The sequence below is a fragment of the Stenotrophomonas sp. genome (genome assembly GCF_032099025.1).
Lineage (GTDB): Bacteria > Pseudomonadota > Gammaproteobacteria > Xanthomonadales > Xanthomonadaceae > Stenotrophomonas.
This window is the reverse complement of sequence record NZ_DAMCID010000003.1, coordinates 23,650-42,554: the sequence shown is the minus strand read 5'-3', so window position 1 is coordinate 42,554 and position 18,905 is coordinate 23,650. Positions and strand designations below refer to the sequence as shown.

Below are 18,905 nucleotides of genomic sequence, written 5' to 3'. Positions count from 1 at the left end.
CGCAAACCGTGGGACCCCTTGCAGGCCTCTCCATACCCCCGCCGCTTCGCGGCCGCCCCCTGACTCAGGGGGCTCTCCCCCAGATGCAGTCCTTGTTACGCCGGCTCGATCACCGCATCACTGCCCTTCGGCGGCAGGCCCCTCGCCCGCCGCACGATGCGGGCCACATTGATGCTCATGTCATCCAGCATCGCGTAGATGGTCGGCAGGAACAGCAGGCTGACCACGGTGGAGAAGGCCAGACCGCCGGCAATGGCCCGTGCCATCGGGTAGTACGGCGGGCCATCGCCCAGCAACTGGGTGTCGGTCAGCGAGATCGGCACCATCGCCAGGATCGCCGTGCCCATGGTCATCATGATAGGGCGCAGCCGCTCGCGTGAGCCTTCCACCAGCGCCTGTGTGCGGGCCATGCCGCGGCGGCGCAGGTTGTTGATGTGCTCGATCATCACGATGCCGTTGTTCACCACCACCCCCATCAGCACCAGGATGCCGATGAAGGACATGATGCCGAACGAGGTGCCGGTGAGCCAGAACAGCCAGAACACGCCGAAGATCGAGAACAGCACGCCGCTCATGATCGCCGCCGGGAACAGCAGCGACTCGAATACCGCTGCCATCACCACGTAGATCATCACCAGGGCGATGATCAGGTTGAACATCATCTGCTGCATGGCTTCGTTGTCGTCGCCGTAATCGCCGCCGTCGAAGGTGAAGGTGTAGCCGGCCGGGAAGCTCATCGGCTTGAGCGTTTCCTCCATCGCCTTGCGGCCCTCCGGCGCCGTGACCTTCTCGGCCAGGTTGGCCTTGATGGTCAGCGTGGTCTGGCGGTTGGTGCGGCCGACGCGCGTGGCCGACGGCGTGATGCTCACATCGACCAGGCTCAGCAGCGGTACCGAACGGCCGTCGCCGGTCCGCACGGTGAAGCTGGCCAGGTCTTCCGGACTGCTCTGCTCGGCGCCGGCGAAGCGCACCCACACCGGCACTTCGCTGTCGCCGCGGCGGAATTCGCGCAGCGGTGCGCCACGCAGTGCCAGGCCCACGAAGCTGGCGACCTGTTCGGCATTGAAGCCGAACGCGGCGGCGCGTTCGCGATCGACGTGGATGGACAGCTCGCTGCCCTTCTCGCCGTTGTCGATGCGCACGTCACGCAGCTCCTTGCGCTGGGCCAGCAGCGGCACGACGTCCTCGCCAATCTCCTGCAGCATCTGGGTGGAGTCGCCGATCAGCTGTACCTCCACGCCCTTGTTGCCACCCCCACCGCCGCCGCCGTCACCGCCCTGGTTGCCGACGATGTAGTCCGCGCGCGCCGAGCGCGGCAGGCCCTTGCGCAGTGATTCCTGCACCGCTGCCATGTTGCCGGCATGTTCCGCGTCCAGGGTGACGATGGTGCTGGAGCCTTCCTGCTCGCTGTACCACGAGTACACCTGGGTGATGTGCAGCTTCTCGCGGTTCTGGTCCAGGTACTGCTCGACCCGCGCGACCTCGTCGGACATCTGCGCCCGCGTATAGGCACCCTTCCAGTTGTAGCCGATGAAGACATCGGTTCCGCCTTCACCGCCGAACATGTCGATCTTGGTCAGCTTCATCGGCACCAGGCTGATCAGCACCACCATGATGATGCCGAACACGCTCCAGCCACGATGTTCCAGCGTCCACTGCAGCACCCTGGCATAGCGGCGTTGCAGGCGTGCAATCAGGCCGCTCTGCGAATGCACCAGCTTGGGCGTCTGCATGCGCGCCGACAGCATCGGGATCAGGCTCACCGCCACCAGCCACGACGCCAGCAGCGAGACCGAAATCGTGATCGCGATCTGCGCCATGAAGATGCTGATGTTGTTGGTCTCGCCGAACAGGTTCGGCACGAACACGATGCAATGGCACAGCGTACCGGCGCTGAGCGCGATGGCCACGTTGCGGGTGCCGATGATCGACGCCTGCACCGGCTGGTCGGGCATGCGCTCGCGCTCCTGGTAGATGCTCTCGACGACCACCACCGCGTTGTCCACCAGCATGCCCACCGCGAGCAGCAGCCCCATCATGCTCAGGATGTTGAGCGTGACACCTGCGAAATACATGAAACCCAGGGTGATCACGAAACAGATCGGGATGGCCAGGGTGACCATCAGCGTCGACGGCCAGTGGCGCAGGAAGAAGAACAGCACCGTCACCGACAGCAGCAGGCCCACCGCGCCGGCCTCGGCAAGCTCCAGCAGCGACGAGGTCACTGTCTTGCCCTGGTTGTCGATCACCCGGATGTTCACGTCGCGCATCGAGGGCTGCTTGCGGATCGCCTCCACCTCGGCAAGGGCGCCGCGCGAGACCTCCACCAGGTTGGCGCTGCGCTCCTTGTAGATGTCCAGGCCCACCGCCGGGTTGCCGTCCAGCCGGCGCCCGTAGCTCATGCGCGTGGCCTTGAGCCGGATCTCCGCGATGTCGCCCAGGCGCAGGCCCTTGGTATCGATCACCAGGTCGCGAAGTTCCTGCAGGTCGGTGATCTCGCCGACCGGCTGGATCCGCACGCGCTGGCCGTTGTCGTCGATCTGTCCGGCAGAGATGGAGAAGTTGAGCGTGCGCAGGCGCTCGCTCAGTTCGTTGATGCTGAGGTTGTGCGCGGTCAGGCGATCCGGACTGATCGCGATCTCGACCTCGTTCGGCGGCGCGCCGGAGATCTCCACGCGCGCTACACCGGGAATGCGCTCGATGCGCCGCTTGAACTCGCGGTCGAGCATGTCGTAGGCGCCGGTCAGGTCGGTACTGCTGGCGAGGCGGACCTTCAACACGGGTTCGTCGCTGCTGGACCACTTGAATACGTTGTAGCGCTGCAGGTCATCGGGCAGGTCGCTGCGGATCGCGTCGATCCGCTCGCGCGCGTCCGACGCGGCGATGGCGATGTCCCGGTCCCAGTCGGTGAACTCGATGAAGATGCTGGCCCCTTCGGCGGTGGCCTGGGAGCGCATGCGCTTGATCCCGGTCATCGTGGCCAACGCTTCCTCGGTCGGCCGGATGATGGTGCGCTCCACTTCCTCCGGGGTCGAGCCGGTGTAAGGCACCTGCACGAACAGGAACGGCGCCGAGATGTCGGGCAGCGCCTCCAGCGGCAGGCGGAACGACGCGATCAGGCCCACCACCACCAGCGACACGAAGCACATGATGGTGGTGATGGGACGGCGGATGGAGAACTCGGCAATGCTCATGCCGGCTCCCGTGCCGCATCGCCGGCGGCATCCACAGCGCCGGCGCCGCGCTGGTGCTGGCGACCGCGCTCGCGGTAGTAGGCATCGCCACGACGATCCAGCAGGTCGTACACCACCGGGATCACCAGCAGGGTGAGCAGCGTGGAGACCAGCAGGCCGCCGATCACGGTGATCGCCATCGGCGCGCGCACTTCGGCACCTTCGCCCATCGCCACCGCCAGCGGCAGGAAGCCGAACAGCGTGCACAAGGTGGTCATGATGATCGGGCGCAGGCGCGAGCGTGCCCCTTCGATCAGCGCGTCGTGCTTGGCCACGCCGGCCTCGCGCAGCTGGTTGACCTTGTCGATCAGGATGATGGCGTTCTTGGTCACCAGGCCCACCAGCAGGATCAGGCCGATGAAGACCACCACCGAGATCGGCTTGCCGGTGAGCATCAGGGCCAGGATCGCCCCCACCAGCGCCAGCGGGATGGTGAACAGGATGACGAACGGATGCAGCAGCGATTCGAACTGCGAGGCCATCACCAGGTAGACCAGGAAGATGGCCAGGCCGAAGGCGAAGATCAGCGAGCGCGCCGATTCGGCCAGCTCCTCACCCTGCCCGCCGATATGCATGCCCACGCCGGCGCCCAGCGGCTCCTTGGCCACCATGTCCTGCACTTCGCGCACCGCGCCGCCCAGGTCGATGTCGCGCAGGTTGGCCGAGACCACGGCCACGCGGGTCTGGTCGGCGCGATGGATTTCGCTGGGGCCGTTGGTGGCCACGACCTCGGCCACCGCGTCCAGCGTCACCGGCCGCGTGCTGCCCGGGTTGACGATCAGGCGGCGGATGCTTTCCACGCTGGCGCGGTCGCCTTCCTGGGCACGCACCAGCACGTCGATCTTGCGGTCGCGGAAGCTGTAGCGCGTAGCAACATCGCCGCGCACCTTCTTGACCACCACATCGGCGATCTGCCGCGTGGTCAGGCCCAGCGCACCGGCACGCTCCTGGTCGAAGCGGATCTGGATCTCGGGGAAGCCCTCCTCCACGGTCGACTTCACGTCGGCGTAGTGCGGGTTGCTGCGCAGCCGCGCGGCGAGCGCCTGGCCGGCGCGTTCCAGCGTGGCCATGTCCTGGCCACGCAGCTCCACTTCCAGTGGCGTGGAGAAACTGAACAGTGCCGGCCGCGCGAAGTCGACCTGCACGCCGGGATGGCCGCGCATCGAATCACGCAGGCGCTCGGTGATCTCCGCCTCCGCCCTGGCACTGCCGCCATCGGCCATCACGACCGTCAGCTTGCCGATGTTCTCGCCGCTCTCGGTCGGGCTGGCATCCAGCCGCGTGCCGCTGCCGCTGACGCCGTACAACGAGGTGATGCTGTCGTCCTTGGCGTGTGCCAGCTGCAGCTCGCGCACCAGCGCATCGGTCTGCTTCAGCGGCGTACCTGCCGGCAGCTTGGCGGTCATCTCGAAGCGGTCCTGGGCCAGCTGCGGGATCAGGTCCGCACCCAGCATCGGCACCAGCGCCAGGGTGGCCACGAACGCCAGGCCGGCCAGGCCGAGCACCTTGCCCGGATGACCCAGTGCGTTGGGCAGCAGTGTCAGATAGCCGCGTTCGGCACCGGCGTAGGGCTTCATCGCCAGGTCGCTGGCCTTGCGCATGACCGGCCCGATCACGGCCGTCAGCAGGCGCCATGCACGCACCACCGCCCAGGCCACGCCAAAGCAGCTCCAGCGCACCAGGGCGCCGATGCCGCGGCGGCCACCGGCCACCGGCTTGAGCCAGCGCTGCTGCGGCTGCCAGGCCTGGCCTTCCGCTTCTTCCGGGAACGCCAGCGGCGGGTTGCCCTTGAGCGAGCTCAGCATCGGGATGAGGGTCATCGACACCAGCAGCGAGATCGCGATGGCGATGGCCACGGTCAGCGCCTGGTCGCGGAACAGCTGGCCGGCAATGCCGTCGACGAACACCAGCGGCAGGAACACCGCGATGGTGGTCAGCGTGGACGCGACCACCGCCATGCTCACCTCGCGGGTGCCGACGATCGCCGCCTGCAGGATGCCCAGCCCACGTTCGCGTGCCTTGGCGATGCTTTCCAGCACCACGATGGAATCGTCCACGACCAGGCCGGTGGCCAGCGCCAGGCCGCCCAGCGACATCACGTTCAAACTCAGGCCCAGCTGGCCCATGAAGAAGAACGTGGTGATGATCGAGACCGGCAGCGACAGGCTGATCACGAACGTGCTCCAGCCATCGCGCAGGAACAGGAAGATGATCAGGATGGCCAGCAGGCCACCGATCACCGCGTCCTTCTTGACGTCGCTGATGGCGTGTTCGATGAAGCGCGACTGGTCCTCGATGGTGGTCAGTTCGGCATCGCCGGGGATCTGTGCCTTGATCTGCTCCAGCTTGGCGCGCAGCGCTTCGGCGGTGGCCACGGTATTGGCATCGCCTTCCTTGTAGATCGCGAGCTCGACCGCTTCGCGGCCACCCAGGCGGATGATCGCCTCGCGCTCCTTGAAGCCCTGGCGCACGGTGGCCACGTCCTTCAGGCGCACCGGCACGCCATTGGCGATGGTGGACGAGCTGCTGCTGGAGGCACTCTGCGCGGCCGAGGCGGCGGCCACGGCGGCATCCGAACCGGTGGAGGCGGCGATGGCGAACATCTGCTGCATGGCGGCGTCGGCGGCGTTGCCGTTGTTGCCCTGGGTGGTCACCAGCAGGTTGCGGATATCCTCCAGGTCGGCGAACTGGTTGACGGTGCGGACCAGGAAGCGCTGCGAGCCTTCCTCCAGCCGCCCGCCGGAAATATTGATGTTCTCTTCCTTGAGACGCTTGATGACGTTGTCGATGGGCAGGTTGAGCTGGGCCAGCTTCTGCTGGTCGATGTCCACCTGGATCTCGTCTTCGAGACCACCGCCGACCTTCACCGCAGCCACGCCGACCACCGGCTCCAGCTTCTTCTTCAGGTCTTCATCGGCATAGCGGCGCAGCGCGGTCAGCTGGCGCACCGCATCAGCCTCGCTGGACGGATCGCCCTTGGCGGCGATCACCAAGCGCATGATCGGCGCGGTGGACGGATTGAAGCGCAGCAGCACCGGCGCCTTGGCTTCCAGCGGCAGGTTCAGCGCTTCCATCTTGTCGCGCACCTCCAGGCTGGCCTGGTCCATGTTGGTGCCCCACGCGAACTCCAGCACCACATCGCTCTGGCCGGTACGCGAGATCGACTTCAGCTTGCGCAGGTTCTTGACCACGCCGACGGCCTCTTCGACCGGTTCGGTGATGAGGGTTTCGATCTCGGTCGGTGCCGCCCCGGTGTATTCGGTGCGCACGGTGAGTGTGGGATAGCTCAGGTCCGGCAGCAGGTTGACCTTGAGATTGCCCAGTGCGATCAGACCAAACAGCACCAGCGTGATCATGCACATGAAGATGGTGACGCGGCGGCGGGTGGCGAACTCCACCAGCCCACCGCCCCGCTGCGGTTCGTTGCCGTGGTCGTTGCCGGCTGAACTCATTGACGGGTCTCCGCCTTGACCGGAGCCGCCTTGCCCGCGACGGCAGTGGCCGGCTTGTCGCCGATCACCTGCACGGCGGTACCGTCGCGCAGGGCGACCTTGCCGGCCGTCACCACCAGGTCGCCGGCCGCCAGACCGTCACGGATTTCCACCCACGGGCCCTCTGCATAGCCGAGCTTGACCGGTACGCGGGCGACCTTGCCGCCGCGCACGCGGAACACCGCCGGCTCGCCATCGTCCAGCAGCGCCAGGCGCGGCACGACGAGCGCGTCGGCGCGCTGGTCGTAGTCGATGCGGATGCGACCGAACATGCCCGGCTGCAGGCCCTCGGCGTCCTCACCGAAGCCGCTGACCACGCGGAAGGTGCCGCTGCCGGCGTCGACCACCGGTGCGATACGGTCCACCTTGCCGGGGAACGACTTGCCCGGCAGCGCGTCGGCCACCAGGGTCACCGGCTGGCCCGGGCGCAGCGTGGCCAGCTCGCGTTCGGGAACGTTGAGGGTGGCTTCCAGGCGCGAGTTGTCGATGATGCGGAAGATCGGCGTGTTGATCTGGACGAAGTTGCCGGTCTTGATCGAGCGCGAGGCGATCACGCCGGAGATCGGCGCGACCACCGTGGTGTAGGAGAGCTCCAGCGTCGCCAGACGGTACTGGGCGCGCGCGTTTTCCACGTCGTACTTGATCTGGTCGACATCGGCGGCGCTGACCATCTGCTGGCCGATCAGCTTCTGCGCCCGCTGGTAGTTGTTCTCAAGCTTGCGCATCACCGCTTCGCTCTGGGCCACCGCCAGCCGTGCACGGTCCGGATCCAGCCGCACCAGCGGCTGCCCGGCGCGGACCTGCTGGCCTTCCTCGACCAGCACCGCCAGCGCGACGCCGGAGGTCTTGGCCACCACCTGCGATTCGGCCCGCGCTTCCAGCGCCGCCGTGCCGGTGTAGCTGGCCGCCACGGCGCGGCGCGAGGCCGCCACGGCCTCCACCGGCACCGCTTCCAGCGCCTTTTCGGCCCTGGCGTCTTTCTCCGCCGCCTGGGCGTCGGCAGCGCCGCCGGCGCCGCAGCCGCTCAGCAGCAGCGTGGTGGTGATGAGCAGCGCCGCGGCGCAGGTTCCGGTGCGGCCGGGCAGAAGAGAGATTCGCAACATCGTCGTGTCCCTGAAGGATGCGTGGGCAGGTGTGGTAGCAAAGTAATGCACCACGTCACGACAACACCATATCCCAAAGGTCATGGTGACCTGCGTCCCGCCCTTGGCCGGACCCGGTTTCAGCTAGATGAAAACGCAGGCTATACTCGGGTCAGTTCCGTACCCCACGCCGGAACGACCAGAACCCGTATATCGGAAACGACATCATGCGCCCGCAGCCGCTCGCCGCTTGTCTCGCTCTGGCCGTCCTCCTGCCCCTCGGGGCCGCCGCACAGGCCGCATCAGCTCCAGCCGTACCTGCTCCAGCTGCACCCGCCGCACCTGCAGTTGCCCCGGCAGCCTCCCCGGCCGCCCTTGTCGGACAGTTCGACAATGGCCGGACCCTGGCCTATACCTGCCAGGGGTGTCACGGCATTACCGGGTACAAGAACGCCTATCCCAGTTACCGGGTGCCCAAGATCGGTGGGCAGACCCAGCAGTACCTCAGCCAGGCGCTGAGCGAGTACCGCCAGGGCAAGCGCCGGCATCCCACGATGCAGGCGCAGTCCATGAGTTTCAGCGAACAGGAGATCGCCGATCTCGCTGTTTACCTGTCCACCGTCAAATAAGCACCGCTCATGACGAAAGCCGCGCCGTTCAAGCGTCACGCCATCGCCCTGTCCGTTGCCCTGCTGCTGGCTGCCTGTTCGCAGTCGCAGGTGGAAAACAGCGCAGATTCCGCCGCCGACCCGGGCCACGCCAGTGGCGAGCACGGTTCAGGCTCTTCCGCCGGTCTCCCGACCGGACGCATCGCCGCCGGTGAGGCCCGCGCCCAGGTGAAGGGCAAGGCCACCGGGCAAAGCTGCATCGACTGCCACGGGGCGGACGGCAACAAGCCGATCGACCCGACCTACCCCAAACTGGGCGGGCAGTATGGCGATTACCTGGCCCATGCTCTGCAGGCGTACCGCGCCGGTGATCGCCAGCATCCGCTGATGACGCCGCAGGCGACGGACCTGAGCGACCAGGACATTGCCGACCTGGCCGCGTATTTCGGCTCAAGACCGAGCCAGTTGCGGGATCTGCACGGCCTCAAATGAGGCAGGCGGAACTGCCGTAGAGCCACGCCCTGCGTGGCTGCTTTCCGTTGGGCACCGCGAAGCCACGCAGGGCGTGGCTCTACCGACGCGCGTGTCAGGCGTCCAGCTCTTCCCAGCGCTTGTACGCGGCATCCAGTTCGGCCTGCACCGCACCCAGCTTCTGGGTGTGCGCCGCCATGTCCGGGGCGCTGCGCTGATAGAACGCCGGGTCGTTCATCGCGGCGGTCAGGCCCTCGACGTCCTTCTCCAGCGTTTCGATCTTCAGCGGCAACTGCTCCAGCTCGCGCGCGTCCTTGTAGCTGAGCTTGCGCTTGGGGGCGGCCGGCTCTGCCGGTGCCGCCGTCGCCACCGCTGCCTGCGTCGCCGGCCGGGAGACGGCCACCGGTGCAGCCGCCGCCGCCGCGGCCATGCGCGCCGCCTGGCGCTGCCAGTCGGTGTAGCCGCCCACGTACTCGCCGACCACGCCGTCGCCTTCCATCACCATCGTGGAGGTCACCACGTTGTCGAGGAAGTCACGGTCATGGCTGACCAGCAGCAGCGTGCCGGTGTAGTCGCCGAGCAGCTCTTCGAGCAGTTCCAGCGTTTCCACATCCAGATCGTTGGTCGGTTCGTCCATCACCAGCAGGTTGGACGGCTGCGCGAACAGCTTGGCCAGCAGCAGCCGGTTGCGCTCACCGCCGGACAGGCGGGTGATCGGCGCACGGGCGCGTTCCGGGGTGAACAGGAAGTCCTGCAGGTAGGCATGCACGTGCTTGCGCTTGCCGTTGACCTCGAGGAAATCACGGCCTTCGGCGACGTTCTCGATCGCGGTCCAATCCTCGCGCAGTACCGAGCGGTACTGGTCGAAGTACGCGATCTGCAGGTTGGTGCCGGCACGCACTTCGCCGCTGTCCGGGGCGAGGTCGCCCAGCAGCAGCTTGAGCAGCGTGGTCTTGCCGCTGCCATTGGGACCAATCAGACCGATGCGGTCGCCGCGCAGGATGGTGGTGCTGAAGTCCTTGACCATCACCCGCTCGCCGAACGCGAAGGAGATGTCCTTGACGTCGATGACCTTCTTGCCGGAGTTCTGCCCCTGCGAGGCTTCCATGCGGACGTTGCCGCCCAGCTCGCGGCGCTGGGTACGCTCGTCGCGCATCGCCTTGAGGCGGCGCACACGGCCTTCGTCACGGGTGCGCCGGGCCTTGATGCCCTGGCGGATCCACACTTCTTCCTGCGCCAGCAGTTTGTCGAACCGCGCGTTTTCCTGGGCCTGCGCGTTCAGGCGTTCTTCGCGGCGGCGCTCGTAGTTGGCCCAGTCGCCCGGCCAGCTGGTGACCTGGCCGCGATCGATCTCGACGATCCGGGTGGCCAGCGCGCGCAGGAAGCGACGGTCATGGGTGACGAACACCACGCTGCCGTTCCAGTTCTTCAGGAACATTTCCAGCCAGTCGATGGCCTCGATGTCCAGGTGGTTGGTCGGCTCGTCGAGCAGCAGCAGGTCCGGCGCGGACACCAGCGCGCGACCCAGCAGCACCCGGCGCTTCATGCCGCCGGACAGGCGCGCGAATTCCGCCTCGCCATCCAGGTCCAGCTTGGTCAGCGTCTCGCTGACGCGCTGGTCCAGGCCCCAGCCGTTGGCGGCGTCGATCTTGGCCTGCACAGCCGACAACGCATCGCCGTCGAACTCCTCGGCCACGCTCAGGTGATGGAACTCGGCCAGCCAGTGGCCCAGTTCGCCCAGGCCTTCGGCGACGACGTCGAAGACGCTGCCGGCGGCACCGTGCGGCACCTCCTGCTCCAGCCGGGTGATGCGCACCCCCTGCTGCACGCGCACTTCTCCGTCGTCGGGCTTATGGTCGCCGGACAACAGCTTGAGCAGGGTGGATTTGCCGGCGCCGTTGCGGCCGATCAGGGCGATGCGTTCGCCCGGCTCGATCGACAGTTCGGCTTTTTCCAGCAACAACGGGCCGCCGACGCTGAAGTCGACGCTTTGCAGAGTAATCAGAGGCATCCGACCATTGTACGGGCTGACGCTGCGTGGCGTCGCTCAGGCGGACGCGAAAACTCCCGGCGGCAGCGCCAGCAATTCAGCCAGCGCCGGGGGTACCCGCTTGCTGGGGTGGCGCACCATCCACAACTGGCGCGACAGCGGCGGCAGCGGCGTGTCCAGGATCCGCAGGCTGCCCAGCGCCACCAGGTCTGCCACCGCCAGCCGTGACAGGCAGGCGATGCCCAGGCCGGCGGCCGCGGCCTGTTTGATGGCTTCGGTGCTGCCCAGCTGCATCGACCGTGCGAAGTGGTGCAGGTGTGGCAGCAGGCCCTGCTCGACCGCCTCGCGGGTGCCCGAGCCCGGTTCGCGCAGCAGCCAGCGCGCCGCTGCCAGGGCCGGCACGTCCACGCGGGACGGCAGGTCCGCAGCCGCGGCTGCCACGATGACCAGTTGATCGCGCTGCCACGGAAGCACCTGCAGTCCGCTGGCGTGGCAGGGGCCCTCGATCAGGCCCAGGTCCACCTCCAACCGCTGTACCTCGGCCACCACGTCGGCACTGTTGCCGACCCGCAGGTCCACCTGGGCCTCGGGTTGGCGGGCGAGCAAGGCGGCAACGCGCCCAGGCAGCAGATAGTTGCCGATCGTGGTGCTGGCCCCGATCCGCAGGTGCAGCGGCAACGTGTCGGCGGCCCCAGCCTGCCCCACGCCGGCCGAGCGCTCCAGCGCCTGCGCCGCTACCAGCAGCGCGCGCGCCGGGTCGAGCAGCGCGCGGCCGGCCGCATTGAGCACCAGGCCACGGCCGATCCGGTCGAACACCGGGAACGGCAGCTGGCCCTCAAGCTCGTTCAGGGCGGCGCTGACGGCCGACTGGGACAGGCCGATACGCGCCCCCGCCGCGGTCGTGGTCCCGGCATCGGCGACGGCGACGAGGACCTGCCATTGGCGAAGTGAGAGGCGCATCGAATAACCAACCTGTTTTACTGGTTTGTACCACTGATTTTATCCGTTTTACAGGTAGTTCATCCGGCACGCACGCTCACCTCTCCCCTGCCGGAGCAGCGCCGTGAATGTGCCCCTTGCCACTGATCCTTTCCCCGCGCTGCTGCAGCGCTGGCGTGGCCGCGCCGCCGGGCTGCTGCTGGTCGCGGCGCTGGCCGCTGGCGCGCTGGTGCTGGCCGCCCTGCCCTGGCCGCAGGCGCATGGCCTCAGCGCGCTGACCCTGGCCATCGTGCTGGGCATCGCGGTCGGCAACACCGTGTACCCGCGCATCGCGCACCCGACTGCGCCGGGCGTGGCCTTCTGCAAGCACTGGCTGCTGCGCGCCGGCATCGTGCTGTATGGGCTGCGGCTGACCTTCCAGGACATCGGCCAGGTCGGGATGGCGGGCGTGGCCATCGACGCGCTGGTGCTCACCAGCACGTTCGCGCTGGCCTGGTGGGCCGGGACCCGCGTGCTCGGGATGGACCGCGAGGCTGCCCTCCTCATCGGCGCCGGCAGTGCCATCTGCGGGGCGGCGGCGGTGATGGCCGCCGAGCCGGTGGTGCGCGCGCGGCCGGCGCAGGTCACGGTGGCCGTATCGACCGTGGTGGTGTTCGGCACGGTCGCGATGGTGCTGTACCCGGCGCTGTACCAGCTCAACCTGGCCGTGGGCGCACTCTCCTTCAGCGAGCAGTTGTATGGCGTGTTCACCGGCTCGACCGTCCATGAAGTGGCCCAGGTGGTGGCCGCCGGTGGCGCGGTCAGCGCGGCCGCCGCCGACACGGCGGTGATCACCAAGATGGTGCGGGTGATGATGCTGGCGCCATTCCTGGTGGGGTTGTCGCTGCTGCTGGCCCGTCAGCGCCCCACCGCACGTGACGGTGGAAGCCACAGGGTCGTGGTGCCGTGGTTCGCGTTCGGCTTCGTGGCCGTGGCGGCGGTGAATTCGCTGCAGGTCCTGCCCCCGGTACTGGTCACGGCGGCGCTGCAGGTGGACACCGTGCTGCTGGCGATGGCCATGGCCGCGCTCGGCCTCACCACCCAGGTGCGCGCGTTGCGCCAGGCCGGGCTGAAACCGCTGCTGCTTGCCCTGCTGTTGTTTGCCTGGCTGCTGGTCGGCGGGCTGGCCATCACCCTGGGCGTGCACGCCCTTCTCCGGTAGGCCACGACCGTTGGTCGTGGCGGCGGCGCCGGACCGGCGCACCGGGTAGAATGCGGCATGAACGAATTCTCCGAACTGCCCCTGTCGGCCTCGCTGGCGGCGGGCATCGACGCGCTGGGCTATACCCAGATGACTCCCGTGCAGGCGCAGAGCCTGCCGGCCATCCTTGAGCGCCGCGACCTGATCGCACAGGCCCCCACCGGCAGCGGCAAGACCGCCGCCTTCGGCCTGGGCCTGCTGCAGGCGCTGGACCCGTCGGTGATCCGCGCCCAGGCGCTGGTGCTGTGCCCGACCCGTGAGCTGGCCGACCAGGTCGGCAAGCAGATCCGCAAACTGGCCACCGGCATCCCCAACCTGAAGCTGGTGGTGCTGACCGGCGGCATGCCGCTGGGCCCGCAGCTGGCGTCACTAGAAGCCCACGACCCGCATGTGGTCGTCGGCACCCCGGGGCGAATCCAGGAACTGGGCCGCAAGCGCGTCCTGAAGCTGGGGGGCGTGACCACCCTGGTGCTCGACGAAGCCGACCGCATGCTCGACATGGGCTTCGAGGAGCCGATCCGTGAGATCGCCGGGCGGACCAGCAAGGACCGCCAGACGCTGCTGTTCTCGGCCACCTATCCCGACGAGATCCGCGAGATCGCGCGCGTGCTGCTGCGCGACCCGGTCGAGGTAACCGTGGAAGGCGCCGACCACGCGCCGGCGATCCGCCACCTGTTCTGCGAGGTTGACCTGGCCAGCAAGCAGAAGGCACTGGCCGGGCTGCTGCTCAAGTACAACCCGGAGTCGACGGTGGTGTTCTGCAACACCCGCCGCGATGTGGATGACGTGGCCGTTTCACTGCAGCAGTTCGGGTTCTCCGCGCTGCCGCTGCACGGTGAAATGGAACAGCGCGACCGCGACGAGGTGCTGGTGCGCTTCGCCAACCGCAGCTGCAACGTGCTGGTGGCCAGCGACGTGGCCGCGCGCGGTCTGGACGTGCAGGACCTGGCGGCCGTGATCAACTACGAGCTGCCGACCGATATCGAAACCTACGAACACCGCGTCGGTCGTACCGGCCGTGCCGGTGCCACCGGCCTGGCCATCAGCCTGGTGACCAGCCGCGAACGCAACCGCGCCGACGCGCTTGAAGCGGCGCAGGGCAAGCCGCTGGATTGGCAGAAAACCCCGCTGGCCACCGCACGCCCGGCCGTGCTGCCGCAGGCGGCGATGGAGACGCTGCGCATCGATGGCGGCAAGACCGACAAGCTGCGTCCTGGCGATATCCTGGGCGCGCTGACCGGCGACGCGGGTCTCTCGGCCAAGGTGATCGGCAAGATCGACATCTATGCCACGCGCTCCTATGTGGCCATCGCCCGCGGCCATGTCGGCAAGGCGATCGCACGGCTGGAAGCCGGCAAGATCAAGGGCCGACGCTTCCGCGTGCGACAGATGTAATGGCAGGCCCGGTACCGCGTGGACACGCATGGCGTGTCCCTACGCGATGCCGGGCCACAACCACGCAGGGACACGCCATGCGTGTCCAGCAGGATCAATACACCAGATTCGCCAGCAGCGGCACGTCGCTGCTCCAGCGCTCGCGGCCACCCAGGCCGGCCAGCTCGACCAGCACCGCCGCACCGACCACCTCGACCTGCAACTGCCGCGCCAGTGACAGGGCGGCCAGCAACGTGCCGCCGGTGGCCAGCACGTCGTCCACGACCAGCACCCGTGCGCCGGGCGGCAACGCATCGGCATGCACTTCAATGCTGTCGGTGCGGTACTCCAGCGTGTAGTCCTGGCGCAGCACCTTGCCGGGCAACTTGCCCGGCTTGCGTACCGGCACGAAGCCCACGCCCAGCACCCGCGCCATCGCCGCGCCCAGGATGAAGCCGCGCGATTCGATGCCCATGACCGCGTGCAGGCGCGCATCGCGCCACGGCGCGACCATGGCGTCGATCGCCGCAGCGAAATCATCGCCGTCGGCCAGCAGCGGCATGATGTCCTTGAACAGGATGCCCGGCTTGGGGAAATCGGCGATGTCGCGGAGGCGACCTGCCCAGGCGGGCGTGGCGGAAGCGTCGGTCATGGAAAGCGGCAACCAAAGGGGTGGCATAGGGTAACCCGGCCCCGCATGGACCGCGCCATCGCGCTCAGGAACTGCAGGACAGCATCGAACAGCCGGCCTTGTCCCGGGCCCATTCCGGTCGCTTGCCGGCGTAGTGTTCACGGCCCGGCTGCCTGTCGTAGGGGTGGCGCAGCACCTCCTGCAGCGCATGCACGCCGCTGAGGTCACCCTGTTCAGCCTGCTCGATGGCCTCCTGGGCCAGCCAGTTGCGCAGCACGTACAGCGGATTTGCCGCCGCCATCCGTTGCTGGCGCGCCGCCGCGTCCAGCGCATCGCTGCGCAGCCGCGCCGCGTACTGCTGCAGCCACGCCTGCACCGCCGGCAGCACTTCGCTGCGGCGCTCCATGCTGTAGAAGGCGTCCTCCAGCACGGCCGGGTCAGGTGCCTGCGGATCGAACCGCATCAGGCCGCGGAACGCGAGCGTCATGTCCATCTCGCCGTCCTGCAGGATCTGCAGCCACGCGGCCATCATCGCCACGTCGTCATCGCGGCACGCTGCCAGGCCGAACTTGGCGGCAATGTCCTCGCGCTCGCGCTGTGCATGCACCGCCTGGAAACGGGCCAGCCCCGCGTGCAGCGGCGCCACGTCGTCGAACAGCGGCGACAGCGCCTGCGCCAGCCGGGTGAGATTCCAATAGGCCACCTGCGGCTGCGTGCCGAAGCGGTAGCGCCGCCCCTGCGCGTCGGTGGTGTTGGGGGTCCAATCCGGATCGTAGTCGTCCACCCAGCCGTACGGACCGTAGTCGATGGTCAGGCCGAGGATCGACAGGTTGTCGGTATTCATCACGCCATGCACGAAGCCCACCCGCATCCAATGCGCGACCAGCACCGCCGTGCGTTCGCAGACCTGCGCGAACCACGCCGAATAGCGGTCTGCCCCCGCATCGGCAAGCGCCGGGAAGTCGCGCGCGATGCAGAAATCAACCAGTTTCCGCAGCAGGTCGACATCGCCACGCGAGGCCGGCAGCTCGAAACTGCCGAAGCGCAGGAACGACGGTGCCACCCGGCATACCACCGCGCCGGGTTCCGGCTCCGGGTGACCGTCATAGAACATGTCGCGCACCACTGCCTCGCCGGTAGCGACCAGGCTGAGCGCGCGCGTGGTCGGCACGCCCAGGTGGTACATGGCTTCGCTGCACAGGAATTCGCGGATCGACGAACGCAGCACCGCACGGCCATCGGCACCGCGCGAATAAGGCGTGCGCCCTGCCCCCTTCAACTGCAGTTCCCAGCGCGCACCGTCCGGGGCAAGCAGCTCGCCCAGCGAAATGGCGCGGCCATCGCCGAGCTGACCGGCCCAGTGCCCGAACTGATGGCCGCCGTAGTTGGCCGCCCACGGCTGCATGCCGGCATACAGGGCATTGCCGCCGAACACGCGCGGGAAGTCGGCGCTGTCCAGCAGGTCCTGGCCGAGGCCCAACTGCGCCGCCAGCGTCGGCGAATACGCCAGCAACGTCGGGTTGGCCACCGGCGTGGGCAGCACCGACGACCAGGCCGCGCCGCGCACCTCGCGGACGCGTGGCCCGTCTTCTTCATCGCCGGGAAGTTCCCGCAGGAAACGGTTGTCGAAACGCAGCGGCTCTGTACTCATGGCATCGACATGGGGGCAGCGGCGTGCGCGTGCAAGCTCAGGCCGCGCCTGCGCCCAGGTTGAGCGGGCCGCCGCGCTCGATGGCACGCTGGTACGCCGGCCGCTGCTCGATGCGCTGCAGGAAGCCCTGCAGCTTCGGGTAGCGCTCCATGCTGCCGGCGCGCGAAGCGGCCGCCTGGACCGGGAAGCTCATCTGGATGTCGGCCGCGGTGAAGCGCTCACCGGCGAACCACGGCGAAACGCCCAGTTCGCGCTCCATCCAGTCCAGGTGCAGCTTCAGCTGCGGCCCGACGAAGGTCTTCATCACCTTGTCGACGATGCCGCGGGCGATCGGCTTGGCGAAGAACGGCATCGGCGCCTTGCGCACCCGCGCGAACACCAGACTCATCAGCAGCGGCGGCATCGCCGAGCCTTCGGCGTAGTGCATCCAGTAGCGGTAACGGACCCGCTCGTCGGCCTGCGCCGGCAACGGCTCGGGCGACAGCTGGCGGGCGCTGTCGTAGCGGTCGGCCAGGTATTCCAGGATCGCGCCGGATTCGGCCAGCACCAGTGCGTCGTCCTGCAGGACCGGCGACTTGCCCAGCGGATGGATCGCGCGCAGCGCCGGCGGCGCCAGCCAGGTGGTCGGATCCCGCTGGTAGTTGACCAGCTGGTACGGCAGGTTCAGCTCCTCCAGCATCCACAGCACGCGCTGCGAACGGGAGTGGTCCAGATGGTGCACCTTGATCATCGACGGTTCCGGGAAAGGCAAACCCCCATCCTAACCGCCGCCGTGAACGAGCGCGTCATCGCCCTGCAGCCACTGCAACGCCCAAAAAAAAACGCCGGAAGCTTGCGCTTCCGGCGTTTCTGGCAACCTTACGGTTGCAGGGGCAATTAAGCCGCCTGCACCTGGTCAGCCTGCATGCCCTTCTGGCCCTGCACGGCGACGAAGGTCACTTTCTGGCCTTCCTGCAGCGACTTGAAGCCGGTGCCCTGGATGGCACGGAAGTGCACGAACAGGTCCGGGCCGCTTTCCGGGGTGATGAAGCCGAAGCCCTTGGCATCGTTGAACCACTTGACGGTGCCGCTCTGACGATCAGACATGTACTAACTCCTGAAACAAAAGTTGAAATAATCGCGACAACCGGTTTTCCGGTGCCGAGACTGAGTTGCAGGCGTTGGTAAAGCGGATCGATGAGCGGATCGTGAGATCAACTGCACCAGGCCACGATTCACGGTGACCCTAGCAAACACAGTGTGGGGGACGATACGCTTCTTTTACCGAAAAAGCGATAGCTGCGTTATTCAGCCACCGGCCCCCTCCCGCCTGACAGGACAAGGGATTGGCGCATCCTACACGAAATCTGCTGCCCCATTCATGTTTTTCCAGCCTTAATTTCAGCCAAATGATGGGCGGCCATGACCTGAGGAAGACTGGACCGGTGGCCGATATGGACGTACAGCCACACGCCTCTCGTGGGGGGGCGACGCTTCCCAGCCACGCAGGGCGTGGCTCTACGGGACGCGCAGGGCGTGGCTCTACGGGACGCGCAGGGTCAGCTGGCTGGTGAAATGCCTTGGCTGGCGGGTCAACGGATCGTCGAACGAAAGCGCCTGGGCCAGCAGTTGCAGGGGCAGATCTGCAGCCGCCTCGCCCGCTGCGCGCAGCTGCGGATACAGGTCGTCCCCCAGGATCGGGGCGCCCAGCGCGGCCATGTGAACGCGCAGCTGGTGCTTGCGCCCGGTCTCCGGATGCAGGCGATAGCGCCAGTGCCCGCCCTCGCCATCGATCACTTCGATCCGGGTGCGCGCGTTTGGGTCGCCCGGCGCTTCGGCCATCCGGAAGAACGGCTCGCCCGGCACCATCCGGCTGTGCCGCTCCATCGGGAAGGCCAGTCCGGGCAGCGCCCTGGCCAGCGCCTCGTAGGTCTTCACAATGCGGCGCTCCCGAAACAGCCGCTGATAGGCATCACGCGTCGCAGCGCGGGTCGAGAACAGCACCAGCCCCGCCGTGAGCCGATCCAAGCGGTGCAGGGGCACCAGCGCGGGATTGCCGGTGCGGGCCACCAGCCGCGCCAACAGCGTCTCGCGCACGTAGCTGCCGGCAGGCGTCACCGGCAGGAAGTGCGGCTTGTCGGCCACCAGCAGGTCTGCGTCCTGGAACAGGATCGATTCCTGCACCGGGATCACCGGCTCGTCCACCACCTCGCGAA

At 67.8% G+C, this 18,905-nt stretch carries 14 protein-coding genes; 4 read left to right on the top strand and 10 right to left on the bottom strand.

Going from position 1 to position 18,905, the window contains the following annotated elements; genetic code table 11:
* Positions 1–95: 95 nt before the first annotated feature.
* Genes RT456_RS03470 through RT456_RS03460 form a run of 3 tightly spaced genes read right to left on the bottom strand, consistent with a single transcriptional unit; the run spans position 96 to position 7,827 of the window.
* A complete protein-coding gene (locus tag RT456_RS03470; RefSeq protein WP_313342555.1) occupies positions 96–3,194 on the bottom strand; it encodes an efflux RND transporter permease subunit in 3,099 nt (1,032 codons plus the stop codon).
* Positions 3,191–6,685, bottom strand: coding sequence for an efflux RND transporter permease subunit (locus RT456_RS03465; protein WP_313342552.1), 3,495 nt, complete (start codon positions 6,683–6,685; stop codon positions 3,191–3,193). The genes RT456_RS03470 and RT456_RS03465 overlap by 4 nt, the downstream gene beginning before the upstream one ends.
* On the bottom strand, positions 6,682–7,827 hold the full coding sequence (locus RT456_RS03460) for an efflux RND transporter periplasmic adaptor subunit (protein WP_313342549.1): 1,146 nt from the start codon (positions 7,825–7,827) through the stop codon (positions 6,682–6,684). The genes RT456_RS03465 and RT456_RS03460 overlap by 4 nt, the downstream gene beginning before the upstream one ends.
* Before the next feature lie 206 nt (positions 7,828–8,033).
* Between RT456_RS03460 and RT456_RS03455 the strand changes: the two genes are divergently transcribed.
* Positions 8,034–8,435, top strand: a complete 402-nt coding sequence (locus tag RT456_RS03455) for a c-type cytochrome (protein WP_313342546.1) — start codon at positions 8,034–8,036, stop codon at positions 8,433–8,435.
* Positions 8,436–8,444: 9 nt separating this feature from the next.
* Entirely contained in the window at positions 8,445–8,906 is a 462-nt protein-coding gene (locus RT456_RS03450) for a cytochrome c (protein ID WP_313342543.1), read from the top strand.
* Between the two features lie 94 nt (positions 8,907–9,000).
* On the opposite strand, the gene RT456_RS03445 is transcribed toward RT456_RS03450, so the two are convergent.
* Together RT456_RS03445 and RT456_RS03440 are read right to left on the bottom strand one after the other, a co-directional pair.
* Entirely contained in the window at positions 9,001–10,896 is a 1,896-nt protein-coding gene (locus RT456_RS03445) for an ATP-binding cassette domain-containing protein (RefSeq protein WP_313342540.1), read from the bottom strand.
* A gap of 36 nt (positions 10,897–10,932) precedes the next feature.
* On the bottom strand, positions 10,933–11,835 hold the full coding sequence (locus tag RT456_RS03440; protein WP_313342537.1) for a LysR substrate-binding domain-containing protein: 903 nt from the start codon (positions 11,833–11,835) through the stop codon (positions 10,933–10,935).
* Positions 11,836–12,010: 175 nt separating this feature from the next.
* Between RT456_RS03440 and RT456_RS03435 the strand changes: the two genes are divergently transcribed.
* Entirely contained in the window at positions 12,011–13,015 is a 1,005-nt protein-coding gene (locus RT456_RS03435; protein ID WP_313342902.1) for a YeiH family protein, read from the top strand.
* A 57-nt stretch (positions 13,016–13,072) separates the two neighbouring features.
* The gene (gene dbpA / locus RT456_RS03430) at positions 13,073–14,449 is read left to right on the top strand and encodes an ATP-dependent RNA helicase DbpA (RefSeq protein WP_313342536.1); all 1,377 of its coding nucleotides are present in this window, start codon (positions 13,073–13,075) and stop codon (positions 14,447–14,449) included.
* A gap of 94 nt (positions 14,450–14,543) precedes the next feature.
* On the opposite strand, the gene RT456_RS03425 is transcribed toward dbpA, so the two are convergent.
* The 5 genes from RT456_RS03425 to RT456_RS03405 all read right to left on the bottom strand — a co-directional run.
* On the bottom strand, positions 14,544–15,080 hold the full coding sequence (locus RT456_RS03425) for an adenine phosphoribosyltransferase (protein WP_313342534.1): 537 nt from the start codon (positions 15,078–15,080) through the stop codon (positions 14,544–14,546).
* Positions 15,081–15,144: 64 nt separating this feature from the next.
* Positions 15,145–16,710 carry a protein adenylyltransferase SelO family protein gene (locus RT456_RS03420; RefSeq protein WP_313342532.1) on the bottom strand — a complete coding sequence of 522 codons (1,566 nt, stop codon included), beginning with the start codon at positions 16,708–16,710 and terminating at the stop codon, positions 15,145–15,147.
* Positions 16,711–16,747: 37 nt separating this feature from the next.
* Positions 16,748–17,440: a glutathione S-transferase gene (locus tag RT456_RS03415; protein WP_313342529.1), complete on the bottom strand. Its 693-nt coding sequence runs from the start codon at positions 17,438–17,440 to the stop codon at positions 16,748–16,750.
* A 146-nt stretch (positions 17,441–17,586) separates the two neighbouring features.
* On the bottom strand, positions 17,587–17,796 hold the full coding sequence (locus tag RT456_RS03410) for a cold-shock protein (RefSeq protein ID WP_068851222.1): 210 nt from the start codon (positions 17,794–17,796) through the stop codon (positions 17,587–17,589).
* A gap of 435 nt (positions 17,797–18,231) precedes the next feature.
* The coding region (locus RT456_RS03405; protein ID WP_313342525.1) for a pseudouridine synthase at positions 18,232–18,905 on the bottom strand (674 nt) is incomplete at its 5' end.